At 56.0% G+C, this 25,059-nt stretch carries 24 protein-coding genes and 5 pseudogenes; 22 read left to right on the top strand and 7 right to left on the bottom strand.

Features of this window, described 5'->3' with window-relative positions; translation table 11 throughout:
* Position 1 precedes the first annotated feature (1 nt).
* From BJF95_RS10530 to BJF95_RS10545, 4 genes are read left to right on the top strand one after another with little or no spacing between them, the layout of a single operon-like run.
* On the top strand, positions 2-1,093 hold the full coding sequence (locus BJF95_RS10530; protein WP_075639438.1) for an ABC transporter ATP-binding protein: 1,092 nt from the start codon (positions 2-4) through the stop codon (positions 1,091-1,093).
* A gap of 12 nt (positions 1,094-1,105) precedes the next feature.
* Positions 1,106-2,395, top strand: coding sequence for a Gfo/Idh/MocA family protein (locus BJF95_RS10535; protein ID WP_075639439.1), 1,290 nt, complete (start codon positions 1,106-1,108; stop codon positions 2,393-2,395).
* Positions 2,396-2,406: 11 nt separating this feature from the next.
* Positions 2,407-3,429: a Gfo/Idh/MocA family protein gene (locus BJF95_RS10540; protein WP_075639440.1), complete on the top strand. Its 1,023-nt coding sequence runs from the start codon at positions 2,407-2,409 to the stop codon at positions 3,427-3,429.
* On the top strand, positions 3,426-4,511 hold the full coding sequence (locus BJF95_RS10545) for a Gfo/Idh/MocA family protein (protein WP_075639441.1): 1,086 nt from the start codon (positions 3,426-3,428) through the stop codon (positions 4,509-4,511). The genes BJF95_RS10540 and BJF95_RS10545 overlap by 4 nt, the downstream gene beginning before the upstream one ends.
* Positions 4,512-4,639: 128 nt before the next feature.
* Here BJF95_RS10545 and BJF95_RS24365 read toward each other — a convergent pair.
* Positions 4,640-4,963 (bottom strand): annotated as a pseudogene (locus BJF95_RS24365) (MetQ/NlpA family ABC transporter substrate-binding protein); the annotation flags it as partial.
* Positions 4,964-5,161: 198 nt separating this feature from the next.
* Here BJF95_RS24365 and BJF95_RS24230 point away from each other — a divergent pair.
* Both BJF95_RS24230 and BJF95_RS24370 read left to right on the top strand, forming a co-directional pair.
* On the top strand, positions 5,162-5,524 hold the full coding sequence (locus tag BJF95_RS24230; protein WP_075639442.1) for an AraC family transcriptional regulator ligand-binding domain-containing protein: 363 nt from the start codon (positions 5,162-5,164) through the stop codon (positions 5,522-5,524).
* The gene (locus BJF95_RS24370) at positions 5,490-6,137 is read left to right on the top strand and encodes a helix-turn-helix domain-containing protein (RefSeq protein ID WP_245297291.1); all 648 of its coding nucleotides are present in this window, start codon (positions 5,490-5,492) and stop codon (positions 6,135-6,137) included. The genes BJF95_RS24230 and BJF95_RS24370 overlap by 35 nt, the downstream gene beginning before the upstream one ends.
* A 213-nt stretch (positions 6,138-6,350) precedes the next feature.
* Here BJF95_RS24370 and BJF95_RS10565 read toward each other — a convergent pair whose 3' ends face one another.
* The gene (locus BJF95_RS10565) at positions 6,351-6,899 is read right to left on the bottom strand and encodes a TetR/AcrR family transcriptional regulator (protein ID WP_075639444.1); all 549 of its coding nucleotides are present in this window, start codon (positions 6,897-6,899) and stop codon (positions 6,351-6,353) included.
* Between the two features lie 113 nt (positions 6,900-7,012).
* Here BJF95_RS10565 and BJF95_RS10570 point away from each other — a divergent pair, with 113 nt between their 5' ends.
* The 3 genes from BJF95_RS10570 to BJF95_RS10580 all read left to right on the top strand — a co-directional run bounded on the left by BJF95_RS10570 (position 7,013) and on the right by BJF95_RS10580 (position 9,885).
* The gene (locus tag BJF95_RS10570) at positions 7,013-7,801 is read left to right on the top strand and encodes an SDR family NAD(P)-dependent oxidoreductase (RefSeq protein ID WP_075639525.1); all 789 of its coding nucleotides are present in this window, start codon (positions 7,013-7,015) and stop codon (positions 7,799-7,801) included.
* 55 nt (positions 7,802-7,856) lie between these two features.
* Entirely contained in the window at positions 7,857-8,936 is a 1,080-nt protein-coding gene (locus tag BJF95_RS10575) for an alkene reductase (protein ID WP_075639445.1), read from the top strand.
* Positions 8,937-9,060: 124 nt separating this feature from the next.
* Positions 9,061-9,885, top strand: a complete 825-nt coding sequence (locus BJF95_RS10580) for an oxidoreductase (RefSeq protein ID WP_075639526.1) — start codon at positions 9,061-9,063, stop codon at positions 9,883-9,885.
* A 75-nt stretch (positions 9,886-9,960) separates the two neighbouring features.
* On the opposite strand, the pseudogene BJF95_RS10585 reads toward BJF95_RS10580, so the two are convergent.
* Positions 9,961-10,495 (bottom strand): annotated as a pseudogene (locus tag BJF95_RS10585) (IS6 family transposase); the annotation flags it as partial.
* A 245-nt stretch (positions 10,496-10,740) separates the two neighbouring features.
* On the opposite strand from BJF95_RS10585, the gene BJF95_RS10590 reads away from it, so the two are divergent.
* From BJF95_RS10590 to BJF95_RS23830, 6 genes and pseudogenes are all read left to right on the top strand, one after another.
* Positions 10,741-11,274: a YceI family protein gene (locus tag BJF95_RS10590; protein ID WP_075639446.1), complete on the top strand. Its 534-nt coding sequence runs from the start codon at positions 10,741-10,743 to the stop codon at positions 11,272-11,274.
* Between the two features lie 111 nt (positions 11,275-11,385).
* Entirely contained in the window at positions 11,386-11,778 is a 393-nt protein-coding gene (locus BJF95_RS10595) for a COG4315 family predicted lipoprotein (RefSeq protein ID WP_075639447.1), read from the top strand.
* A 5-nt stretch (positions 11,779-11,783) separates the two neighbouring features.
* The gene (locus BJF95_RS10600; RefSeq protein WP_075639448.1) at positions 11,784-12,290 is read left to right on the top strand and encodes a sigma-70 family RNA polymerase sigma factor; all 507 of its coding nucleotides are present in this window, start codon (positions 11,784-11,786) and stop codon (positions 12,288-12,290) included.
* Positions 12,287-13,066, top strand: coding sequence for an anti-sigma factor family protein (locus BJF95_RS10605; RefSeq protein ID WP_075639449.1), 780 nt, complete (start codon positions 12,287-12,289; stop codon positions 13,064-13,066). The genes BJF95_RS10600 and BJF95_RS10605 overlap by 4 nt, the downstream gene beginning before the upstream one ends.
* Before the next feature lie 3 nt (positions 13,067-13,069).
* Positions 13,070-13,693 carry a cytochrome b gene (locus tag BJF95_RS10610; protein ID WP_075639450.1) on the top strand — a complete coding sequence of 208 codons (624 nt, stop codon included), beginning with the start codon at positions 13,070-13,072 and terminating at the stop codon, positions 13,691-13,693.
* 139 nt (positions 13,694-13,832) lie between these two features.
* Positions 13,833-13,946, top strand: a pseudogene (locus tag BJF95_RS23830) (IS5/IS1182 family transposase); the annotation flags it as partial.
* A gap of 64 nt (positions 13,947-14,010) precedes the next feature.
* On the opposite strand, the gene BJF95_RS10620 reads toward BJF95_RS23830, so the two are convergent.
* Positions 14,011-14,766 (bottom strand): GntR family transcriptional regulator, encoded by a 756-nt coding sequence (locus BJF95_RS10620; RefSeq protein ID WP_083638789.1) that lies wholly within the window; start codon positions 14,764-14,766, stop codon positions 14,011-14,013.
* A 123-nt stretch (positions 14,767-14,889) separates the two neighbouring features.
* On the opposite strand from BJF95_RS10620, the gene BJF95_RS10625 reads away from it, so the two are divergent.
* Genes BJF95_RS10625 through BJF95_RS10650 form a run of 6 tightly spaced genes read left to right on the top strand, consistent with a single transcriptional unit; the run spans position 14,890 to position 22,481 of the window.
* Positions 14,890-16,209: a M20 family metallopeptidase gene (locus BJF95_RS10625; RefSeq protein WP_075639453.1), complete on the top strand. Its 1,320-nt coding sequence runs from the start codon at positions 14,890-14,892 to the stop codon at positions 16,207-16,209.
* 11 nt (positions 16,210-16,220) lie between these two features.
* A complete protein-coding gene (locus tag BJF95_RS10630; protein ID WP_075639454.1) occupies positions 16,221-17,771 on the top strand; it encodes an ABC transporter substrate-binding protein in 1,551 nt (516 codons plus the stop codon).
* Between the two features lie 58 nt (positions 17,772-17,829).
* Entirely contained in the window at positions 17,830-18,777 is a 948-nt protein-coding gene (locus tag BJF95_RS10635; protein WP_075639455.1) for an ABC transporter permease, read from the top strand.
* A complete protein-coding gene (locus BJF95_RS10640) occupies positions 18,770-19,594 on the top strand; it encodes an ABC transporter permease (RefSeq protein WP_075639456.1) in 825 nt (274 codons plus the stop codon). Before BJF95_RS10635 ends, BJF95_RS10640 begins: the two co-directional genes overlap by 8 nt.
* A 9-nt stretch (positions 19,595-19,603) precedes the next feature.
* Complete coding sequence (locus BJF95_RS10645; protein ID WP_075639457.1) at positions 19,604-21,235, top strand: dipeptide ABC transporter ATP-binding protein; 1,632 nt, start codon at positions 19,604-19,606, stop codon at positions 21,233-21,235.
* A gap of 22 nt (positions 21,236-21,257) precedes the next feature.
* Entirely contained in the window at positions 21,258-22,481 is a 1,224-nt protein-coding gene (locus BJF95_RS10650) for a M20 family metallopeptidase (protein WP_075639458.1), read from the top strand.
* 288 nt (positions 22,482-22,769) lie between these two features.
* On the opposite strand, the pseudogene BJF95_RS10655 reads toward BJF95_RS10650, so the two are convergent.
* Together BJF95_RS10655 and BJF95_RS10660 are read right to left on the bottom strand one after the other, a co-directional pair.
* Positions 22,770-23,210: pseudogene (locus tag BJF95_RS10655) on the bottom strand (IS6 family transposase); the annotation flags it as partial.
* Between the two features lie 148 nt (positions 23,211-23,358).
* A complete protein-coding gene (locus tag BJF95_RS10660; RefSeq protein WP_075639459.1) occupies positions 23,359-23,787 on the bottom strand; it encodes a VOC family protein in 429 nt (142 codons plus the stop codon).
* A 106-nt stretch (positions 23,788-23,893) separates the two neighbouring features.
* On the opposite strand from BJF95_RS10660, the gene BJF95_RS10665 reads away from it, so the two are divergent.
* The gene (locus tag BJF95_RS10665) at positions 23,894-24,751 is read left to right on the top strand and encodes a LysR family transcriptional regulator (protein ID WP_075639460.1); all 858 of its coding nucleotides are present in this window, start codon (positions 23,894-23,896) and stop codon (positions 24,749-24,751) included.
* A 52-nt stretch (positions 24,752-24,803) separates the two neighbouring features.
* On the opposite strand, the pseudogene BJF95_RS23655 reads toward BJF95_RS10665, so the two are convergent.
* Positions 24,804-25,055, bottom strand: a pseudogene (locus BJF95_RS23655) (transposase); the annotation flags it as partial.
* Positions 25,056-25,059 lie beyond the last annotated feature (4 nt).

The raw sequence follows: 25,059 nt of genomic DNA on the forward strand, positions 1-25,059 counted from the left end.
CATGGTTGGTTTGACTCTCCGCAACGTCGCAAAACGCTATGGCGCACTCAGCATTATCAATGGGTTGAACCTTGATATTCATGACGGCGAATTTCTGGTGCTGGTTGGCCCCTCCGGCTGTGGCAAATCCACGCTGCTGCGGATGATTGCAGGCCTTGAGGATATTACTGACGGCACTGTGTCCATCGGCAGCAAGGTGGTCAATGATCTGCCGGCCTCCAAGCGCGAACTGTCGATGGTGTTTCAAAGCTATGCGCTTTATCCGCATATGTCGGTGCGCAAAAACCTCGCTTTCGGCCTTCAGAATTTCAAGATGAGCAAGACCGAGATTGACCGGCGCGTCAATGACGCCGCCCGCATCTTGCAAATCGAGCCGTTGATGGATCGCAAGCCCCGGCAATTGTCGGGCGGGCAAAAGCAGCGCGTTGCCATTGGCCGCGCCATTGTGCGCGAGCCGCAGCTGTTTTTGTTTGATGAGCCACTGTCCAATCTCGATGCAGAACTGCGGGTGCAAATGCGCGCCGAGCTTGCCTCGCTGTACAATCGCCTTGGCACCACGATGATTTATGTCACCCATGATCAGGTGGAGGCCATGACCATGGCCAGCCGCATCGTGGTGCTGCGCGGCGGCAAGATCGAGCAGGTTGGTACGCCGCAAGAGCTCTATACCAAGCCGCAAAATCTCTTCGTGGCGGGCTTTATCGGCTCGCCTAAGATCAACATGCTGGCGGCAAACGTTTCAACCGAGGGGTCCATTGCGCGGGTTCGGGTGGATGGCCTGCCCGATTTTACCATCCCAGATCTGCCAACATCCGATCAGACGTTGACGCTGTGTGTGCGTCCGTCATCCTTGCGCATTGGCAGTGGCAAGGTCTCTGGCGAAGCCACCATTCGGCTGGTTGAATATCTCGGCAGCGAGACCTTGTTGCATGTGGTGCTGTCTAGCGGCCAGGTGCTGCTGATCAGCGATAGCGGCAAGGTAGACTATCGGGTGGGCGACGCGCTCACCATCGGCTTTGATCCGGCCGATCTTCATTATTTCGATGCCAATGGCACCCGCGTGGAGCCTAACCTGACTGCCAAACCCAATTGAAAGTATAGCGCTGTGAAAATTGCGATTGTAGGCTGTGGCTCACGACACAAGATGTTTCGTGATTCCGTGATAGATGATTATCAGGACCGGCATGAGATTGTTGCCCTGTGTGACAGCAATCCGCATCGGCTAAACGAGGCCGCAAAAGCGGCCTCGAAGCCCGGCACCAATGGCGTGCCAACCTATCTGGCCGCCGATTTTGACCGGCTGATTGTGGAGCAAAAGCCCGATACGGTTGTGGTGGCCACGCCCGATTTTTTGCATGCAGATTATATTGTGCGGGCCTTTGAGGCTGGCTGCGATGTGATCTGCGAAAAGCCGCTGACCATTGATTTGTCGCGGCTGAAAATGATTGTCGATGCGCAAGCGCGCACAGGTCGTCAGGTCAAAGTCACGTTCAACTATCGTTATTCTCCGGCCCGCACCCAGATCAGGGAGTTGATTGCATCAGGTGCGATTGGCGAGGTGACGGCGGTGGATTTCCACTGGCATCTCGACCGTGTGCATGGGGCCGATTATTTTCGGCGCTGGCATCGTCAGAAGGAAAATTCCGGCGGTTTGCTGGTGCATAAGTCCACCCATCATTTCGATCTGCTCAATTGGTGGCTTGGCACAGTGCCAACCGAGGTGCTGGCCTCAGGACGCCGCGCCTTTTATCGACCAGAAACCGCAAAAGCACTGGGGCTGGAGGGCAGGGGGCCGCGCTGTCACCTCTGTCGGGTGGCGGATAAATGCGATTTCGAGCTTGATCTCTCCGCCGACGAAAGCCTGAAAGCGCTCTATCTCGATGGTGAAGTCGAAGATGGTTATTTTCGTGATCTTTGCGTGTTTGACGAAGAGATCGGCATTGAAGACACCATGCAGGCCCATATTCGCTACAAATCGGGGGCGACGGCCAATTATACCCTGACGGCCTATTCGCCTTGGGAAGGGCTGGAAATCAAGTTTCAGGGTACCAAGGGTGATATCACCCACCGTCATGTGGAAGTGCATGGCGTGTTTGGCGGCGAGCGGGCGCACGCGGATGAAGAGGCGGTCACAACAGAGTTGCATCTGGCGGGCGAGCATCCGCGCATGCTGGATGTGCCGAAAGCCAAAGGCCATCACGGCGGTGCCGATCCGGTGATGCTAGGCTATATTTTTGCACCCGATACAATGGAACCGGATCGATACAACCGCGCCTCAGATCATATCGCGGGCGCATGGTCGATCCTCACGGGCATTGCCGCCAATGCGTCGATTGAGACCGGCTCTTTGGTCAATATTCAATCCATGCTGCGCGCCCGCGACATCAAATTGTAAGGTGAAAGATGATGACCTCACATCTGCGCATTGGCGTGATCGGCATTGATCACAACCATGTTTACGGCATGGTAAACGGCCTGCTCGCCGTGGGTGCCGAATTGATCGGCTGGGCCACCAGCGATGACACACCGGCTCAAGTTCGCAAAATTTTTGCTGAAAGCTATGGCAATGCACCCGAAAAGCCAGCTCAAGCGCTGCTGGACGATGAGAGCGTTTCGCTGATCATCTGCTCTGGCATCAATAGCGAGAGGGCCGATACCGCCATTTCCGCTATGCTGCATGGCAAGGATGCGCTGGTTGATAAGCCAGGATGTACCACGCTCCCGCAATTGGTCAGAATTAAAGAAACGGTGCGCAAAACGGGTCGCCGCTGGACCGTGTGCTTTTCAGAGCGGCTGGCGATTGAGAGTGTGACCGTTGCAGACCGGCTGATTGCAGAAGGGCGCATTGGCAAAGTGGTGCACACCACCGGCCTTGGACCCCATCGGCGCAATAGCCATTTGCGACCAGACTGGTTTTGGGACCGGGAGCGCACCGGCGGCATTCTCAACGACATCTGCGCCCATCAATTTGATCAGTTTTTGCATTTTACCGCATCAACCGAGGCCCGGGTGGTCTCGGCCCATGTCGGCAATGTCGCCAATGCCGACCGCCCCGGTTTTCAGGATTTTGGCGAGGTCTTGCTGGAAGGCAATGGCGGGCGCGGCTACGCCCGTGTGGATTGGCTCACCCCAGACGGGCTGCCCACATGGGGCGATGGCCGCATCACCATCCTCGGAACCGAGGGCTATCTTGAAATGCGCAAATACATTGATATTGGCGGTGAGCCCGGAGAGGACCATGTGTTTGTGGTGGATGGCAAAGGCGTCGAGCGCTTCCATGCGAAGGGCGCTGGCACACCATTTTTTGCAAACCTTGCCCATGATGTTGAAGCCCGCAGCGAAACTGCCATGACCCAGGCCCACGCATTTTTAGCCACAGAATTATCGCTCCAGGCCCAGATCATCGCGGAAAAGGACATCAACCAATGAGCAAGCGTATTCGTGTCGCCGTGTTGGGCGCAGGCATTGGCCGAGATCACTTGTCCGCCTACGCCCGCTTAAGTGACCTTTTTGAGGTGGTCTATGTCTGCGACCTCAATGCGGAAAAGGCCGAAGCCGGGGCCAGCCTGGCGCCCGGCAGCCGAGCAATTGCCAATGTCTCTGAGGTTTTGGGTGATGCGTCCATTGATCTGGTGGATATTTGCCTGCCGCCGCATCTTCACGCCTCAATGAGCATTGATGCCCTGAATGCGGGCAAGCATGTGGTGTGCGAAAAGCCGATCGCCGGATCCCTGGACGAGGTGCGCGCTATGAAACATGCGGCGCAACAGGCCGGGAAAGAAGTCTTTCCCGTTTTTCAATATCGCTATGGCGCAGGCTACCGCGCCGCTCATGCTTTGAACCAGCAAGGCTTGCTCGGGAAGCCTTATGTGCTCTCACTGGAGACCCATTGGCAGAGGGGAGCCGATTATTATGCCGAGCGCTGGCGCGGAAGCTGGAAAGGCGAATTGGGCGGGGCCATTGTCAGCCACGCCATCCACGCCCACAATCTCATAGCGCTTCTGGCAGGCGACATTACCGAAGTTGCCGCTTTCATCGACACACGGGTGAACCCGATTGAAACAGAAGATTGCGCCGCCATCAGCATGCGCACATCGCAAGGCGCATTGGTAACCTCATCCATCACCTTGGGAGCGGCGGGCAGCAAATCGCGTTTTCGTGCGTGTTTTGAGCATGTTACCATCACATCCAGCACCGAGCCATATCATGTTGGTGCGGGCCCCTGGGTTTTCGAGGCAACCGATCCCGGCAAACAGGCCGACCTGGACAAAATCCTCGCAGCCGTTCCCGACGTCGCACCGCGCTTTGTCGGCCAACTGAGCGATATCCATGCGCATCTCACCGGACAAGCGACGCTTTATTTGCCGACGTTTGCGGAAGGAGAAAAATCAATAGAATTGATCACAGCACTCTATGATTCCGCCCAAAACCGCCGGATAACCAATCTCCCACTGGCAGAAGACCACCCACTGAGACAAGGCTGGCAGGCGGATTTGAGCGGCCGTGGTTGATTTCAAAGGCCGTCACGACAGCTTTGGTCCGAAAACGGGAAACCGATTTTTCGAGTGGATCCGATGCATTACAAAAACTGAGAGCATCGTGTTGTGTCCCATCCCGATACACGACGCAAAGGTGTTTCGGCGCGACCAACAATGCCCGCATCCAGTTCCCTGATCTTGATCGATTTCGGGTTGTCGGTGGTAGTGCCCAGAATGCCTGTGCCATCCTTGAACTTGATCAGACCCTGATTTTACAGCACACGCAGCGCACGGCCTTCATTGGAAGGGTCATTGGGAACGCCGATCTGGACACTTTTGTGCAGATCGACAACAGCCTTGTATTTCATGATGTAAATGCCGATTGGCCAAACCCCGATGTAGCCAACAGGCGTGATGTGATCGCCTCCAGCCGGATCCATCACTGGCCCGTGTGAGACGATCACGCCCTGTTCGAGTAGATCATCGAGAAAAGCACCGTGCCCCGCCATCCATGCTTTCTCGTCGGCGCTCATCGTCGCTAGAAAATCATCCCGTGGGGGAATGTATTTGCAGAGGTAATATTTCACGGCGGTTGCTCCGTTTGTTGAGGAAAAAGGCAATGCTCAGGCGGCCTTTGAAACGCTCTTCAGGATCGAGCCTTCGAACATTTTCGGCGCGTAGCTTTGCAAGAACAGAAACATGCCGACCATTTTGCCGACGGGATTGCTGAACTTAGGCTCCTTGGCGTTGACCAGGTCCGCCTCAATTCTTTGGACTTCTCCAAGCTTTGGCTAGCCATCGAAGCCGAGGCCAGAACGCTGGACGCAGCGTTGCCAGCTCCGCTACGAATTGCCAAGGTTATGACCAGCGACTGGTTTGATCCGGAACTGTTTGCCGCCCTGTGCGGCGCCAACCTCGGCAACGCCATCGAGCGCATGGCAAAATACATGCGTCTGATTGCCCCGATGGCCGTCAAGGTCGAGCGCCGTCCGACGCGGGCAATGGTGACCATTGACTTTTCTGGATCAGACCAAGACGCCGCCTGACGTGTTTCTGGCATTCAAACTTGTGTTCTTCGTGCAACTCGGCCGGCTTGCCAGACGCACCGCAATCAAGCCGCTCAAAGTCGCATGGCCTGGAGCGGCTGACCTGCCGAAGCCGGATGCGGAATTGTACGCGGAGTTTTTCGGCATCTCCGTCGTGGAGACACCGTTAGCGACGTTGGTGTTTAACACGGCGGATTTTGATCGGCCCTTCCTCACAGAGAACCACAAAATCTGGCTGTTTTTCGAGCCGGCCTTGCGGCAACGGCTGACGGATCTTGACCGAACCGCAAGCATGGTCGAACGTGTCAGGAGTGCCTTGCTAGAAGCCTTGCCCGCCGGTGAGGTGTCGATGAAGGCCATCGGCAAGAAGCTGGGCACCGGCACACGCACACTCCAGCTGCGACTGCAGGAGGAGGGAACCTCATTCCAGCAAACTCTCGATGCTGTCCGCTTTGCCCTTGCCGATCATTACTTGCGCAAGACAATGATGTCGAGCGCTGAGATCGCGCTGTTGCTCGGCTTTGAAGATGCAAATTCCTTTGTGCGCGCTTTTCGAGGATGGACGGGTACCACACCACAGTCTGTTCGTCGCCAAGGTGAGGCAAGTCAATAATTCAGCCTTTCTGGCGACCCGCGCGGGTTTGTACTAAAGGGCACCTGCCAACCGCGTTCATCTGCTTAAAGCTTCATTTATGGCTCTGCTTTGGGTCGTTTCTTGAAACATAGCCGTGCGCCGGGTTGCCGCCGAGCCTTGCTCAGAGAGCCTCTCCCAGGCTTCGATCTTTTCCTCAAAGCGGGCATAGATCAGGCAGACCCTCTTATGCTCCTAGCCAACATTTGCATCGATCCATGCCCGCGTCTGCTCAAGAACCTCCCCCGAAAATTCAGGATCATCGACAGCCCGCGCCAGAATGACGGCTCCAACCATGGCGGCCCAGCTACCAATTGCTGCACGGCGTTTGCCGGATGCGTCTTGGTCTGGCAGGGCATCCTCGATACGTGCGATCTGAGCGCGGAGTCCTTCGGTCATCGCGGCTTTTGCAGCAGGTGTCTGGTGGCGAATAGCGGCGGCCAAACTCGAGATTGGACATCCATTGCCGGGATTGTCCCGGTGGCGCGGTGCCAGATAGGATCGGACGAAATCGCTGAACGTGCCGTCTCCAAAACTATCTGCTGCCAGCGCGTGCGCCAGCGTCTGCGCCACCAGATCGTCTTTTGAGGTGAAGTGGCCATAAAAGCCGCCATGGGTCATGCCGGCTGCCTTCATGACCTCCGCGACGCTGACCGCATCGAACCCCTTATCCTTAAACAAGCGGCTGGCGACGTCCAGGATCCGGCGGCGGTTTTCCGCCATCTGTTCTCTGCTGACTTTCATTTTCAAAATTCTCCGAGATGGCCATTGACATTTACATGATGGCCATCATATTTAAATCCAATCATGATGATTATCATGAATATAGAATCCACCGTAGAAAAGAGCAATCCAAAATGAGTCAGATTCCTTCAGTCCTGATCACCGGTGCTTCCACAGGCATTGGCGCAACCTATGCCGAACGCTTTGCGCGCCGCGGCCATGATCTGGTGCTGGTCGCCAGAGATGTTGTCCGCATGGAGGCGCTTGCGAGCCGTCTGCGCGAAGAAACAGGTGTGACGATCGACATCCTGCCTGCCGATCTCACCAAGGCTGAGGATCTTGCCAAGGTCGAAGCCAAGCTGCGCGACGACGCCCGCATCGGCATCCTCGTCAACAATGCTGGAACGGCGATTGGCAAAAGCTTCATTGAGCAGAGCGTCGAAGACATGACTCGGCTCGTGGCGCTCAACGCGACAGCACTCGTCCGGCTTTCCGCCGCTATCGCTCCGCGTCTTGCCAATGCAGGCGAAGGCGCGATCGTCAATATCGGTTCCGTCGTTGGACTTGCTCCAGAATTCGGGATGTCCGTCTATGGCGCGACCAAGGCCTTCGTGCTGTTTCTGTCTCAGGGGCTTGCACTCGAACTTGGACCCAAGGGCGTTTACATTCAGGCCGTGCTTCCCGCCACAACCCGCACCGAGATCTGGGATCATGTTGGCACTGACGTGAACGCCATGAGCAATGTCATGGAAGTCGGCGATCTGGTGGATGCAGCCCTGGTCGGCTTCGACCGACGCGAACCGGTGACAATCCCGCCTCTGCACGACGGCGGCCAGTGGGACGCGGCCGATGGCGCGCGCAAAGCCATGCTCGGCAATCTCGTCAATGCGCTTCCTGCTGAGCGCTATCGCACGCAGGCGTAAGCTTTCCGAAGTCGGTGACCCCACGCCGATCCAGAGACAATATCATAGGTATATCATGACCAAGACCACACTCTTCGAATCCGCCAGCCTCGGCGCAATCACGCTTGCAAACCGTATCGTCATGGCACCGCTCACCCGCAATCGCGCTGGTGCTGGCTTCGTGCCCGGCGAGCTGACCGCCGAATACTATGCGCAGCGGGCTTCGGCCGGACTGATCATTTCCGAAGCCACCCAGATTTCCCAACAGGGACAGGGCTATCAGGACACGCCCGGCATCTATACCCAGGAACAGATCGACGGCTGGAAAAAAGTGACCGCCGCCGTGCATGAGAATGGTGGACGGATCGTCTTGCAGCTCTGGCATGTTGGGCGCATCAGCCATGTCGACCTTCAGCCGAATGGTGGCGCACCCGTCGCGCCATCCGCAATCCGGGCGGAGGTCAAAACATTCGTCAACAACGGCTTCGTTGATGTTTCGGAACCTCGTGCTCTCGAGCTGGAAGAACTCGCTGGCATCGTCAACGATTTCCGCAAGGCTGCCGCCAATGCCATCGAGGCCGGTTTCGATGGTGTCGAAGTTCACGGGGCCAACGGCTATCTGCTCGAGCAGTTCGCCAAGGACGGCGCCAATGTCCGCACCGATGCCTATGGCGGCTCGGTGGAAAACCGCGCGCGCCTGATGCTGGAGGTCACCGCTGCGGTGGCGCAGGAAATCGGGCCAGAGCGCACTGGCATCCGGATTTCGCCGGTCTCGCCAGCCAACGGCATTTCGTGCAGCGACCCACAGCCGCAGTACGACTATATCGTCGACCAACTTGAAGCCCTTGGCATTGCCTATATTCACGTCGTTGAGGGCGCGACCGCAGGGCCTCGTGACGTTGCCCCCTTCGATTACAGCTCGCTGCGCCGCCGCTTCTCCAAGACCTACATTGCCAACAATGGCTTTGATCTTGAGCTGGCAACGTCGCATGTCACTGAGGGCAAGGCGGATCTCATCGCATTCGGTCGTCCGTTCATCGCCAACCCGGATCTGGTGGAACGGTTGCAGAGCGGTGCGCCGCTGGCAGAGGTCAACTCTGCGACAATCTTCGGCGGCGGAGCTGAGGGCTACACGGATTATCCCCGCTTCAACTAAGCGTCCGGCAGTTGAAACATTAGGTGCCGCATTTCGGTGCGGCCCTCAATCATTGAGTGATCATCAAAACCTAACAATCAACGACAGCGCGCCCAATGTTGCGCGCCAGATCGAGAGCAAAGCTATGGCAAACTCTACATCCAAAGGACAGAAAACTGCATTCATAACCGGTGCGTCCAGCGGCATTGGCAAAGCGGCAGCCTTGGCGCTCAGCCGGGCGGGCTACCGGGTGATCGGCACCAGCCGCAAGGCGGCACCCGGCGAGGTCCGCGCCGGCATCCGCATGGTCGCCTGCGACGTAACATCGGACGATTCCGTGGCCGCGGCCGTGGCGCTTGCCCATGCCGAACTCGGTCGCATCGACCTGCTCGTCAACAATGCCGGCTATGCCATCTCTGGTGCCGCAGAGGAAAGCTCAATCGAGCAGGTTCGCGCACTGTTCGACACCAATTTCCTGGGCGTCGTTCGGGTCACGAACGAGGTCTTGCCGATCATGCGCAAGCAGGGCCATGGGCGAATCCTCAACATCGGCTCGGTCGTGGGTCTCATTCCCGGCCCCTTCGGTGCCCACTATACGGCGAGCAAGCACGCCATTGAAGGCTACTCCGAATCCTTGGACCATGAGGTGCGGCCATTCGGCATCCATGTCGCGGTGATCGAGCCATGGGCGACAAAGACGTCTATCGAAGCCAATTCCCCGCAGGGCGATCGTCCCGTTACAGCCTATCGCGAGACATTCGCCCGGTATCAGGCCGCGTTCGCGAAAGCCATGGCAGGCGGCGACACGGCGGATGATGTTGCCGTGACCATTCTTGCCGCAGCGCAAGCCAGAAAGCCAAAGCTCCGCTACCCCTCGGGCAAGGATGCCAGACAGACGGCGTTTGCCAGACGGTTTCTGCCACGCGCGCTGTTTGACCGCATCCTGCGCAAGCAGTTCAACATCGCCTGATACCAAGGATCATTGAAAATCGGCGTGTCGCAAACATTTTTGCAGACAGCAACTACCTACTGGCAGCCGATGCTTTCATGCTTTGTTAGCCTTTTGGAGTCCTAAGAGGCGCGCAAGCAGATCGTTCTGGTCATTGACGGTCCAGCCACCTGAAAAGCCGAAGCCCTTGCGCAGCCAAAGCATCGTCTCGAAACCCGCGATGGTTCGCAGCGCCGTGTAGAAGAACGGGAAGCCGCCGATTTTTGGCATGTTCTTCTTCACCCGGAAATGGTCACTCTCAATGCCATGCTGGAGATGCTTGGTCACGTCATGCACAGGGTTAGGATGGAGAAGCCCCTGGTCAACCGACGTTTTGATCGTCGATGGGAAGGTATTGGCACCATCCGTGCCGATCTTGTTCGGTCCCAGCAGGGGCTCGTCCTTCAGCATCTTGTGGAAAAACCGCTTGGCTGCATCCAAATCGCGCTTCGCGGTCAGCAGAAAATCGACCGGATTTCCGCACTTGTCTATAGCCCAGTACAAATAGCCATTTGCCGCGGATCTTGACGTAGGGCTCATCGACACGCACCGAGCCGCAATGTGCCCGACGAAACTGACGCAGCCGCTTTTCGGCAATGGCATTTATAATCACGGGCTCGCGCCACAACTTTCGGAGCGGAATTTCTCTTCAGATCGTCAACATAGGGTTAAGCGCGAAAATTTGCGACAGATCCGACTATCCGGTCACCGCTACCTCGGAACTTTATTATCCATCCAGAGGATTAAAACCAGTACGGGGGTGTTTTGTTGATGCGATGACGTATCAACAAAGGAGCTATCGCCGTGAAATACACTTATCACGCTGCTTTTCTCGGCATGACACTGATCTGCACGCCCGTGTTTGCCGATCAACTGTCTTCCGCAGCCGGACGTTATAAAATCGACCCCGCGTCTCACATCGGGTTCTCCATCGAGCAGATTGCAGGTCCAGGAATTAAAGGCACCATTCCCGATATCTCCGGTCGTTTCGACATTGATTCAGACCAACCGGCAAAATCCTATGTGGAGATCAGCCTCAACCCCGCCAGTGTCAAGACAGGGCAGGCGAGGGTCGAGAATTTTTTGACGTCCAGCGCAGTGTTCAATATCGCCGCATATCCTCAGATCACGTTTCGCTCCAAGCGCGTCGTTCAGGATGGGCCGCGCAGCGCGCTCGTTGAGGGTATTCTCACCGCACGTGGTGTTTCCAGACCGGAAACATTCCACGCCACGTTCATGGAGCAGAAAACCCGATCGGTCACTTTCCATGTCACCGGAAACATTCCGCGCTTGCCTTATGGCATGGGCATCGGCGTGCCGCTGTACTCAAACACCGTCGCGTTCGACATGGAACTGAAAGGCGTCAGATAAGTCGCGATAAAATAAAAAATCAGCGCGGCGGGATTAAACGCCAATGGCTGGTGTTCTAATGGGTATCGGACATCCTGTTCGAGCCGTCTTTCTCTTAAAAAGGACTACGTCATGCGTGCACATCATCTTCTTATGGCAGGCCTCCTAACACTTGCTGCCGGCACTGCCGCCCTTGCTGAACCCTATGCGGGCGGCGCGGTTGTTGAAACAAAAACGGCGCAAGGCACCATCCTGACTGACGCTCACGGTATGACACTCTACACGTTCGACAAGGATACCGACGGCGTATCTGCCTGCTATGGTGCCTGCGCAACGAAATGGCCGCCGCTCGTCGCCACGAAGACCGACAAGGCCGATGGCGATTACAAGCCAATCGCGCGCAAGGATGGTACCATGCAGTGGTCCCATGACGGAAAGCCGCTCTATCTCTGGCAGATGGATAAAAAGCCCGGTGATGTTACCGGCGACGGCGTCGGCGGCGTGTGGCACACAGCTAAGGAATAGCATTCATGCCAGACTTTCTGGATGAGATGACAAAGAGCGTCCCGGCCCTTCGACGTTATGCGAATGCGCTTACGCACAATCGCGATACCGCCGACGACCTCGTCCAGGATTGCCTGGAAAGAGCTATCCGCAAACAGGCACTCTGGCGGCCGGATGGTCCATTGCGGCCTTGGCTCTACCGTGTGCTGATCAATGTCTGGCGCAACAATCTGCGCAGCCGCAGCCGCCGGCCTGCGCAGGTACACATTGACGATGTTGCAGACCAGCTGTTCGTGCCGGCCGCCCAGCCCGGTCGTGTGGCGCTGGCAGAAATGGCGCGCGCCATCGAAAAGCTGTCTGCTGAACATCGCGAGGCGCTTCTTCTCGTCGTGGTCGAAGGCCTCAGTTATGCAGAGGCGGCGCAGGTACTCGAAATTCCATTGGGGACACTGATGTCACGATTGGGTAGAGCCCGCTCTTCCCTTGCTCGAATGACACAGGAAGACCAGCCCAATCTCAAGGTGATAAAATGACCGGTAGCCAGCCGCAGATAACCGAAGCGGATCTCATTGCCTATGTCGATGGGCGACTTGATGACCAGCGACGCGATGCCGTTGCAGCTCATCTGGCGGCCAACCCAAGTGATGCGCGCAAGGTCGATGCGTGGCAAAAGCAAAACGCTGCCCTCGCGGCCCTCTATGGCCGTATTGATGAGGGCGCGTTGCCCGCCAATCTCGATGTCATCAAGATGGAGCGTCGGGTGCGATCGGAGCGTACCCACTGGCGCAATCTCGCGGCAGCCTCCATCCTCGTGCTATCGTTCGGGCTGACTGCGGGCTGGTTCGGGCATGGGCTGGTCCTGCGCGGTGGCGAGGAAACCCGGTCTATCGTCGCAGCCGCCACGCAGGCGCATAATGTGTTCGCGAGCGAAGTTCTACACCCTGTCGAGGTTCGAGCGGATGCCGAGGATCCCTCTCACTTGCAAAAGTGGCTGTCGAAACGGCTGGACCGCAAACTGAACATACCGGATCTTCGTCGCCAGGGCCTGCAACTGGTCGGTGGTCGAGTGTTGCCAAGCGCCTCCGGAGCAGCAGGCCAGCTTATGTACGAGGATGCCACGGGACAGCGCGTCACGCTCTACATCGTCCCTGCGACCGATTCCGAAGATACTGCGATGCGACGCTCGAACGTCGGTTCACTGGAAGCCGTATCGTGGGATGACGAAACCATCCGATGCGCGTTGGTGGGCAATCTCGAGCCCAAGCGCATGGATGCCATTGCCAAAGATATGTATCAGCAGTTGAGCTAGCCAATGAACAACCTTGATTTGTCTTCTCGCACCACGTCTGCCGACGAAAAGCGCCTGCGAAATTCGACGGCGACCTACGGATTGATCGCGGTCCTGTTTCACTGGACGATTGCGCTTCTGTTCATCGCGCAGCTGGCATTGGGATATCTGATGAGCGGCGACGATGTCGATCCCGCGCTTCAGTTCAACCTGTTCCAGTATCATAAGTCCATCGGGTTCGTTGTGCTGGCATTGGCGATACCGCGCGTTATATGGTCCATGTTGAGCACGAAGCCGCATCCGCCCGCAGGGACGGGCAGGGTTGCGCATATCGGTGCCCGCCTCGCTCACGCAGCACTTCTGTTTCTGACCGTGGCTGTACCACTGGCGGGCTGGGCTGTTGTCTCGACATCGCCGTTGCAGATCCCAAGCTATGTCTTTGATATTGTGGTCATTCCTGGTTTACCGCTGGAGATATCGGATGCATCGGAAGCCTTATGGACGGATGTCCACGAAACTCTGGCGTATTTGGCGGCAGCCATTGTCCTTCTCCATGTCGCTGCTGCCGTGTGGCATCACGTCATCCGCAAGGATGTCACGCTCAAGCGGATGATGCCGCTTGTTTCGCGCCGCAAATCAGCAAAATGAATCGGGTTTTGTTTGGTGATATCGAGCATTGAGATACAGGATTTCTCTGCTTCGCCAGTTTGTGGCGAGCATACCAAATCGTAATCGTTGGTCATCTGTACTCGCTCTAATCACAAAACGGGATGGTAATCTCAACGTTTTCCTTGCTCAACCGACAGAGGCTGCGATCGGCGTTGCCATTTTGAACCGAATGCTTGCTTGCGGACGCCCGAAATCCGCTCAACGCCGAGCCTTGGCGGGAGCAACTCAATAAGCGGGCCATCAAAGACTAAATTCCGCATATTTGCTAATCCTTGCATCAGCGCTGACCCAGCTGATTACTGAATTTCATTTACATATCGATGTCTCGCCGTTGTCGCCCTATGCTCTGAATGGAGGACTGGAACGGCACCTTGGTCATAGGCAACCTCATCAATCGTTAGAACGGCAGCCGGACGTTTGAGTTTGAGCCATGTCTCGTCATCTTCGTTTGCGAGGTCCGCTGCGACCTGCTCCCTGATGGCCGAAATTCTGATCCCATACTTCTCCAGCAAGTGCAGGTAGAAAAGATGCGGTATTTCTTCTGACGACGTTGGAAAATCGGGCACGCGTTCCCTCGGAAGGGTCAGTGTTTCATGCATGACGGGGGTGTCATCAAGGTACCGAATGCGGTGGAAGGAAACGAGCGGTGTGCCTTCGTCAATCTGAAGTTTCTGAGCGTCCGATGCTGACGCGATGGTATTTTTGATGGACGTGACTTTTGTGACTGACTTGCTCAGCGAACCATCAATCCCGTGCAAACGAAAGTACTGAAAGAACAGTCTCAGGCTGTGCTGTGGCTTGCGCCCCGTGACCACCGTTCCAGTCTTGCGCCGTCTGCTCAGAAGGCCATCAGACGTCAAGTCCATCAGGGCTCGGCGGACTGTACCAACAGCAACGCCATACATTTGCGACAACGCGATCTCGCTCGGCAAAACCGCACCCGGTCCGAATTTCCCAATCATGATGGCTTCGGTGATTTCACGCTTCACGACCTCGTAGAGCGGAAGAGTCAGCTCTGAAAGCTTCATCGAGGATGATGAATTATTGTGCATTTCGTCCACGCGATTGCCTCTTCTTTGGAGTTGACTCTCCGCCAACATGTGCGCAGTATTACTATATAGTTTATATTAAAGAGCAAGTGGAGCGCTCTGCCGCCATCGCTCTGGGAGGGCTAGATGACACTGAAACATGGTGCTTCGACAAGCGACACTTTTACTTCTGCTTTGGCGCTCATAGAGCGCAATGTCGAAACAGCGGTCACACATCTTTCCAGAATGATTTCAATCGACACGTCTTTTCCTCCCGGACGCGGCTATGGCGCTTTCGCGGATTTGATGAGTGAACTTCTTACGCCATTGGGATTCGATATTGAACGGGTCGAAGTTCCCCGTGACTTGTGGTTTGCAAAAAATGGACCAGCCTGCGGCGACCGCATTAATGTTGTGGCACGAAAGGGCAGCGGCAAGCCTGTTTGCGGGCTTTACTTTCATGTCGATACCGTGCCGGTAGCACCAGGGTGGACGCGTAACCCTCTGTCGCTGACCATCGAAGACGATAAGCTCTTCGGCCTTGGTGTGGCAGACATGAAGGGAACGATCGCGGCGGCGCTTCTCGCGCTTGGTGCTGCGAAGACAGCTGGGCTGCCGCTGTTTTATGACCCGATGCTTCTTCTGTGCACGGATGAGGAGGGCGGGCTTTATCCCGGCATCCGCTATCTTGCTGAACAGAAATTGCTTAAAGGGCATATCCTGAATTTCAATGGATCAGCAGCACCGCGTATCTGGGCCGGTTGTTTTGGGATTTTCAATCTCCAGATTACCGTGAGAGGTGCTGCTGTTCATGCCGGGGAGGGCAATCGGACCGGCACGGGCGTCAACGCCATTGATGGTGCGCTCCCCATCCTGAATGCGATTTCCGCCATGAAGGCTGAGGTTGCGACAAAGATATCCAACCTGACGCCGCCACCCCATTCCACCGGGCCTTTGCGTCCTTCTTTGAACATTTCTGCGATCCATGGCGGTACCGTCGGTGGTCAGGTTCCTGCCGAAGTCAAAATCCTCGTGTCTCGCCGCTATGCACCCGAGGAATGTTTCGATGATTTGCGCGAAGAGCTTGAAAAGCGCGTGCTGGGCTGTGTCGAAGGATCGGATTTGAAAATCGAATTCGACCTCGTAGGCCATCTTATCCCAACCGAGGATCCGGATGGCCCCCATTGGCCACGATGGCAAAAGGCTTTGAGCATTGGGTTTGGCTACAGGCCGGAAGACTTCAGTAAATGGGGCGCCGCCAGCGCGTCTGATTTTGGTTATGTGCAAAAGGCGGGCTTTGGTCCGGAAATCCTGCTTGGAGGGCTCGGCCGTCCTGAAAGCATGATCCATAGCCCGGAAGAGCACACCACCCGTCAAGACATTATCGCGCTGGCCAAGAGCATTCTTGCCTATCTGGCGGCGGATTTCGCCGCAGAAGACATTCCAGAAAACACAACGCAATCATAAGGGAACATACAATGCTGGAGATCAAACGTCGTGCCTTTCTTGCCGGGACAGCTGCCATTTTTGCGGCTCCGGCGATGAGCTTCGCGCAGTCTGCGCCACCGCTTAAAGGTGGCACTTTGCGGGTATCCGTTGACCAGGCGGTCAGTGTGATCAATCCTCTTTTGACGCGCGTCACCCCGGAAAATCTCGTCACAGAACTGCTGTACAGCAGCCTGACGCGCCTGAAAGTGGACATGTCCGTCGAGGCGGATCTGGCGGAAAGCTGGAGCGCAAACGACGGCCTGACAGAATGGACCTTCAAGCTGCGCAAGGGCGTGACTTTTCACGATGGTTCGCCACTGACATCCAATGACGTGGTTGCCACCTTCAAGGCTATTCTCGATCCGGCCACGGCCTCACCCGGTCGCGCCAATGTTGGTCCCATTACCGATATCGTCGGTGCTGACGATCTGACCGTGGTGTTCAAGCTTTCGGGTGCCTATGCAGACCTTCCGGTTGCCTTGGCCTATACGAATGCACGCATTATTCCCGCCTCCTTTGCAAAGGGAGACATGAAGAGCCTCTCGTCAAAGGCGGTTGGAACCGGTCCATTCAAGCTGGTCTCCTATGAAGCGGATCGCTTGGTGGTCGTGGAGCGCAATGAGAAATATTACGACCCTGCGCGCCCCTATCTCGATCGGATCGAGGTCAAGGTCTTCCCGGACTCATCGGCGGAAAGCTCTGCTCTGCTGGCAGGCGATATCGACATTATCTCGACGATCCAACCGACCGAATTCATGCGCGTCAATGGCACTGATGGCATCGCGGCTCTCAGAACCCCATCGGGCCAGTTCTGCAATGTCAATTTTGGTTGTGACACGCCGCCGTTCAATGACCCGCGCGTTCGCAAGGCCATTGCCCTGACAGTTGATCGTGAAGCGATGGTCGAATTCGTAACCGAAGGCTTTGGCACGGTCGGCAACGATACGCCGCTCAACCCTTCCTATCGCTTCTTCAAGCAGCTTCCTCAACGTGAGAAAAACATCGCGGAAGCCAAGAAGCTTCTGGCGGAAGCGGGCCACGCAAATGGTTTGGATGTCACATTGATTGCGTCCGACAAACCAGCCGTAAGAACTCAGCTTGCGGTTGCTCTGCGCGAAATGGCCAAGGAAGCTGGCGTCAACATCAATGTCCAGACCATGCCGCATGCAACCTATCTGGAGCAGGTGTGGAAAAAGGGCAGCTTTTATGTCGGCTTTTACAACATGCAGTCCTCGCCAGACAGCATCTTCAAGCTGCTCTACACATCGGACGCGGCCTGGAACGAAACGCGCTGGAACAACAAGGAATTCGACGCTCTTGTCGCCCAGGCGCGCAACATCGCGGATGAGGGAAAGCGCACCGAGCTTTACACCAAGGCTCAGGAAATCATGAACGACAGCGTTCCCTCGATCATCCCCAGCTTCTTCGATGTTCTGGCCGCGAAGCGAACCTGGGTGCAAAACTTTGAAGCGCATCCGAGAGCCTCTGTTTTCAGGCTCGATTTTGCGTCCCTGACCGACAAGGCACCGAAGCGCGGTTGATGATACCAGCCTGCCGGGCGCCTTTCACGCCCGGCTGACCTTTGATAGGAACACGCCATTGTCTCCGAATTACATCTTCAAGCGCCTGGTGATGATCCTGTACACGCTGATTGTCGTGTCGCTAATCGTCTTCGCGATAACGCAGATCCTTCCCGCCGACGCAGCGGTGATGATGCTGGGCGAGAATGCCACCAAAGATGCTCTCGACGCCTTGCGCGCAACCATGGGGCTCGATCAGCCCGTGTGGCAGCAATATCTGACCTGGCTCTTGCATGTGCTGCACGGCGATCTCGGCACATCGCTTCGCACTGGACAGCCGATTGGCCCTGTGATGTTCGAAGCGCTGGGCCGCTCCCTGCTTCTGGCGTTTCTATCGATCAGCCTCATGCTCATTATCGCCATTCCGCTTGGGATCATTGCAGCGATACGGCGGGGCAAGTTTGCCGATATGTTGGTCAGCCTGATCTCTTACGCAGGCGTTGCCTTGCCGGAGTTTGTGACGGCAACGGTTGCTATTCTCGTGTTTGCCGACTGGATGAAATGGCTGCCGCCGACAGGCTATGTGCCGCTCACCGAGAATTTTGCCGAGAGCATCGCGCATCTGGTACTACCGGTCTGTGTTATCTCGATTATTCTGATTGCGCATGTGTCGCGCATGGTCCGCTCCGAACTCGTGGATGTGCTGCACACCGATTACATCCGGGCTGCACGGCTGAAGGGACTGTCGCGCGGGCATGTTCTGCGCCGTCACGCGCTGCGCAATGCGCTTTTACCCACCATCACCATCGTTGCTCTGGATGTCGGCTACCTTCTCGGCGGGGTCATCGTTGTGGAAGAAATCTTCGCCATTCCCGGCATTGGTCGTCAGTTGATCGTTGCTATTCAGGCCCGCGATCTGCCTGCCATTCAGGCGGGTGTGCTGATCATGGCCGCCACATACTCAATCGTCAATTTCATCGCAGACATCCTCTATGCCTGGCTCGACAAGAGGATCCAGTATGACTGAGTTCTTGAAACGATTGCTCAAGACACCGCAGGGTGCCATCGGCATCGCGTTGGTGACACTGGTGTTGATCATGGTCGTCTTTGGGCCAATGCTTGCGCCGCACGATCCGGAAAAACTGGCACCGCTTGCGCGCTACAAAGCGTCGAGCATGACATACTGGCTCGGAACCGATCAGTATGGTCGCGATATTTTCAGCCGTCTTCTGATCGGTGCGCGGGCAACCGTTGTGATGGCGGTGCTGGCAACCATCATCGGCACGTTGATTGGTGCCTTCATTGGAACAGCTTCCGCTTTTCTCGGTGGCCGAGCCGATGAATTGATCATGCGCACCATTGATGCTGTCATGTCGATCCCCAGCCTGTTGTTTGCGCTTTTGGTGGTCAATTTGCTTGGCTCCAGCACCGTCAATGCGCTGATCGCCGTAGCGATTGCGTTTGCACCCGGCATGGCGCGCATTACCCGTAGTGTCGCACTGACTGTGCGCAGGCAGGACTATGTCAACGCTGCCGTGGCGCGCGGCGAAAGTTCAGGCTACATCATCGGTCGCGAGATGTTGCCCAATGTGATCGCGCCGATCATCGTGGAAATGACCATCCGTGTGTCTTTTGCAGTGATGCTTTTTGCAACCCTTAGCTTCCTCGGGCTTGGCGCGCAGCCACCTGCTGCCGAATGGGGCCTTATGGTCTCGGAGGCACGCCGATACATGCACATGTCAGCCGGTATTCTGATTTGGCCAAGTGTGGCGATCGCAATTGTCGCTGTCGGTTTTAACCTTCTGGGCGACGGTCTTCGCGACGCTCTCAACCCGCGCACATGAGGTGAGACAATGGCGAATAGCGAGAATAAACCCGTCATCTCGATTGAAAGCTACGCGCTGGATTACGACACCCCGAACGGGCCTTATCACGCCCTGAAAGATATCAATCTTTCGATTTCCCGTGGCGAAATCCTGGGGCTTGTTGGGGAAAGCGGCTCTGGAAAAACCTCGCTTGCCTGGTCCATCATGCGCTATCTGGCAAAGAATGCGCGCGAGCCTTCAGGTCGCATTCTGCTGGGCAGCGACAACTTGCTTGAAATGTCGGAGCGGCAGATGGAAGCCATTCGTGGCCGCCGCATCAGCATGGTCTTTCAAGATCCGAGCACATCGCTCAACCCCACCCTTTCTCTGGGCACGCAACTTTCGGAAGTGCTTGTGCGGCACGGAGGCCTGACGCGACAGCAGGCTTGGAAAGAAGGCGAGGCGAGGCTTGCTCATGTCGGTTTAAAAACCCCATCACAGATGATGAACCGCATGCCGCATGAAGTCTCTGGCGGCGAAAAGCAGCGTGTTGTTATCGCCTCTGCCTTCGCTTGCAATCCGGAATGTATCATTTTCGACGAGCCGACGACCGCACTCGATGTGATTACCTCCCGCCAAATCCTCGATTTGTTCATGGAGCTTCAAGCACAGACAGGCGTTGCCTCGCTCTATATCTCCCATGATCTGGCACTGGTTGCGCGCACTGCAAGCAGGGTGGCCGTTATCAAACGCGGCGATATTGTCGAACACGGAACGGTCAAAGAGATTTTCACCAATCCGCAGCAAGCCTACACGCGTGAACTGATTGCTGCCGTCCCTGATCCGGCCAGACGTCTGGTCAAGGATGACGTTGTCACCACTGAAAAGCCGTTGGTGAAAGTCGAGAATGTCAGTGTGCACTTTGGTCGCAAATCGTTTCTCGGCGCTCTGACCGGCAGGAAAGCCCATCGCGTTACCGGCAACAACGCCGTTAGCCTGAGCGTCAGCCCCGGAGAAATTCTTGGCATTGTCGGAGAATCCGGTTCGGGCAAGTCCACGCTTGCCAAGGCGATGACCGGTCTCAACCGTTTTGAAGGCAAGATCATCTTCGATGGGCGCGAGATCAGGCATCTTGGCGATATGGATAACGCCTATCGAAAGGATGTGCAGATCATCTTCCAGCATCCGGACGCCTCGCTCAATCCGCGCCAGAAGATTTCTGAAATACTCTCCCGGCCCATAAAATTGTTCGGCGATTCAGCCAATCTCGATCAACAGATTGGCGATATGTTGGAGCAGGTGCGGCTGCCGCGCACCCACGCAAACCGCTATCCACATCAACTGTCAGGCGGCGAGAAACAGCGTGTGGCAATTGCCCGCGCCTTCGCCTCCAAACCGAAACTGGTTATCTGCGACGAGATCACGTCGGCACTCGACGTGTCGGTGCAGGCATCCGTGGTGGAGTTGTTGCTGGAGCTGCAAAAGGCAAGTGGCACAGCCTACCTGTTCATCACCCACGATCTCAATCTCATCCGCCAGATCGCCCACCGCATTGCCATCATGTACCGTGGCGATCTGGTTGAGATCGTCAAAGCAGACGAGATCGATAGCGATAAGCGGGCCGAATACACCCGCAAACTGATCGCAGCCGTGCCCCGTGCTGCCGCGCAATACAATTGATTATATTTTAAGGAGCATGATAATGGACCCGAAATCCCTCGTGGAACGGATCGACGAAAAGGCTTGCCTCGATTTCCTCTCCCAGATGGTTCAACACAAAAGCCACTCGGAAACCGAAGGCGAGAAGGATCTTGCCCGCTGGATGGCCAAGGAGCTTGAGAAAATCGGTGTCGCAGCCGAGCTTCAGCCCTTTGAGGATGGTCGGCGTTTCAACACGATTGGTCGCCTGAAAGGGCAGGGTGGTGGCAAGAACCTTCTGTTCAACGGCCATCTGGATACAAACCCGGTGACGGAAGGATGGACAGTCGATCCTTACGCAGGTCTGGTCGATGAGAAGTTCATCTACGGTATCGGCGTGTCCAACATGAAAGCCGGGGATGCTGCCTATTTCTGTGCAGTCAAGACGCTTTTGGAGGCCGGGGTCAAGCTCAAGGGCGATGTGATCCTGACCTTCGTTGTCGGCGAGCTGCAGGGTGGCATTGGAACGCTTGCCGCGATCAAGAGCGGCATTACGGCAGACTATTTCATCAACAGCGAACCGAGTGATCTCGTGGCGGTAACGATGCATGCGGCAGCGCTCAGCTACGTCATCGAATTGACGGGTGACACGCGCCATCTCTCAAAACGCGAAGAATCCGTCGATGCGATTGCCGCCGCCTGCGACATCATCCCACGCATCAACGCGATGACCTTCAGTGGGGCCAAAAGCGATGTGCACCGCTCGATCAACCGTGGCCATGTTGGCGTTGTCCACGGCGCACTGGGTCGTGACCTCGAAGAATGGCGGCCCCCGCAGGTCTCGGATTTTGTGCGCTTAAAGGGCTCATGCCGTTATGCACCCGGACAAACACAGGAAGGCGTGCTTGAAGATTTGGAGAGAGAGTTGCGGGCGCTTGAAACGCGTTTCCCCGGCCTGAAGGCAAAACTTGTTCCTGAGCTTATCGAGGGGCGCCCCTTGATGCCACCTTTCGAAGTCTCTCCAGAATCGCGCATCGTAAAATCGATCAACGCCGCCTATGAAGCGGTGCGCGGCGAAAAGCAGCCGACGGGCGCAATCACGCCCACACGCTTTTATGGCACGGATGCCGGTCATCTTTATCACGAACTCGGCATGGAAGGCATCGTCTGTGGGCCGGGCGGGCGTTACAATACAATGCCTGACGAGCGGGTCGATATCATCGACTTCCTCGACATGATCAGAGTGTATATGTTGACGATCCTGGATATCTGTGAAGTGGCAGAGTAATCGCTGAAGAAGCGGGACCGTTTGTTGTTATGGGGACTTGTCGTCGGCGCTGAACTCTCAAGGGTGAGAGGTTCAGCAGACCCAAGACGAGTCCTCCTCCATACGACCGTGCGCAAGCTGTGCATCCCTCATATGTCGACCAAAACGGGTGAATAGGAACATATTGCGAGTGAGAAAGGACGCCACCCCTCCAAGGAGGGCCAATGGGTGGGGTGTCGCAAATTTTCGGAGTGATTACAAAAATGGTCATCGCTGGACACAGTTATTCTGCAAGGGCGACGAATTGTTGAAACGGTGATCTTGCTCGATCATGTTGTTGCGATATTTGGCTTGGAGAACTTCAATCAGCCAGAACCAACCATGCAACAACAGCAGGATATTCATGTTTTGTAGCCCTGCCAAATTCGCTCCACTCTCGTCGATCACGACCTTGTCCGGCCAGCCATTGTTCTCGACTGCCCGTGCGAAGAAATCTGTCGCGGCAGCCTCGTCACGATGCTCAGACAGCATGAAATCAAGGGTTTTGCCGCAACCATCAACGGCGCAATAAAAATACATCCACTGGCCTTTTACCTTGATGTAAGTCTCATCCATTCGCCAGGGGCCGCTGGGTTTGGATTTCCGGCGTTTCGCTTGCGGAGCAAGCTGCGGCGAATATTTCACGACCCATCTGGCAAGCGTCGCGTGGTCGAGATGGACACCACGTTCGGCCATGATTTCCTCAAGACCTGACCGGTGAATGGAAAATACCATTGGCAACGCTCGCAGCGCTCACCATTCTCGCAGCTTTTTGCAGGGTTTGGCGCGGGACGTGACCGCCAATCCTGGAGAGGTGGTCACGCAGTGAGCCGCTGGCATGTAAACTAGAGTGGATTGGTCACTTTGCGAAAAGGCTAGCTATGTTCGCAAATGCCTTCAACTCTACGGCATTGCCGCTTGGGTCTTTGAAGAACATAGTGGCCTGCTCGCCCGGTTCACCCTTGAAGCGAATATAGGGCTTGATGACGAAATCAACGCCTGCGTTGGTGAGCTTTTCAGCAGCGGCATTCCATTCGTCCATCGACAAGACGACACCGAAGTGACGGACTGGCACACCATGACCATCGACGGCATTTGTAGCGGCTTCGCCCGTTTCCGCTGGCACCAAATGGGCCACAACCTGATGGCCGTAAAAATTGAAATCGATCCAGTCTGGTGAGCTACGACCTTCCGAACATCCAAGGAGACCACCGTAGAACCCGCGCGCTGCTTCAAGATCGTTGACGGGGAAAGCCAGATGGAAGGGGCAAAGAGGGGCAGTGGTCATTCACGTTCTCCTTAGGTTTTTTTTGTGATCTATTGATTTTAGACAAAAAGAAAAATTATTAAAAACTGTATATTATTAGGCTGAGCAACAGGAATTTTTATGAGTCATGATTTCGGAATTGAAAACTCTCGTAGCGGTATCGAGGTTCGGGACGTTCTCGGCGGCCGGTGATCGCATAGGCCTCACCCAAGCTGCGGTTAGCGGTCAGATCAAGCGTTTAGAAGATCACATCGGCGTCGCCCTGTTCGCGCGCACCGGCAGGTCGGCTGTCATGAATGCCGAAGGTTTGCGGGTGCTGGAGCAGGCCAAAGCAATTATATCCATGTTCGAAGCGCTGACACGTGCAGGTGAAGGCGATCTCGTCGGTTCCCTTAAAATTGGCACTATCGCTTCGGTTCAGTCGACCCTGCTCGCACGAGCACTCGTATCTTTCCGATCCCGTTTCGCTAGGCATCATCTGCATATTGCGCCAGGGATATCGCTCAATCTTTTTGACCAAGTCGACGCAGGCGAGCTTGATCTCGCGGTGGTCATCAAGCCATCTCACGGCGTGCCGAAAGAGCTGTCATGGACACCGCTGGTTCAAGAGCCTTACGAGTTGGCCATACGGGCCGAGCTTGATTCCAGGGACTGGATGTCCATCCTCCGACAACAACCCTTTATCCGCTATGAACGAACGTCTTTCGGCGGCCGACAGGTCGACCGATTTTTAAAATCCCAGTCTTTGGCCGTGCAGGACTCAATGGAGCTTGACGATTTGCAGGCAATTTTGGCTCTTGTCGGGAAGGGTCTGGGAGTGGCGATTTTACCGATCACCGAATCCAATATGCCATTGCCGCTTGGCGTACAGACAATTCCCTTGGGTGATCACAGACTGATCCGCGAAATCGGCATTGTGAGCAAAATGCAGACTGATGAAGCGATTAACACGCTTAAACTTTGCCTGGTTGAAGCATGTCGATAAGCCGACCATTTGAAAATGGCCCTTTCCGAGTCGGCTTGATAAGTGGCAGTGCAGAAACCGCGTCGAGAAGACGATCCCAGACGCCTGCGTTACGCCAGCGGGAGAACCGATTGTAAAGCGTCGTGCGAGGACCATAACGCTCCGGCACATCGCGCCACCAGGACGAACCAGTCCTGAAACGCCATAGGATGCCGTTGATCACCCGGCGGTCGTTGACACGTTTAATTCCACGGCTGTTGTTCGGTAAAAGAGGTGCAATGATAGCCCATTCTTCGTCGCTCAATTCGTGACGGCGCATGGCAATCTCC

The organism is Rhizobium oryziradicis (assembly GCF_001939045.1).
GTDB lineage: Bacteria > Pseudomonadota > Alphaproteobacteria > Rhizobiales > Rhizobiaceae > Allorhizobium > Allorhizobium oryziradicis.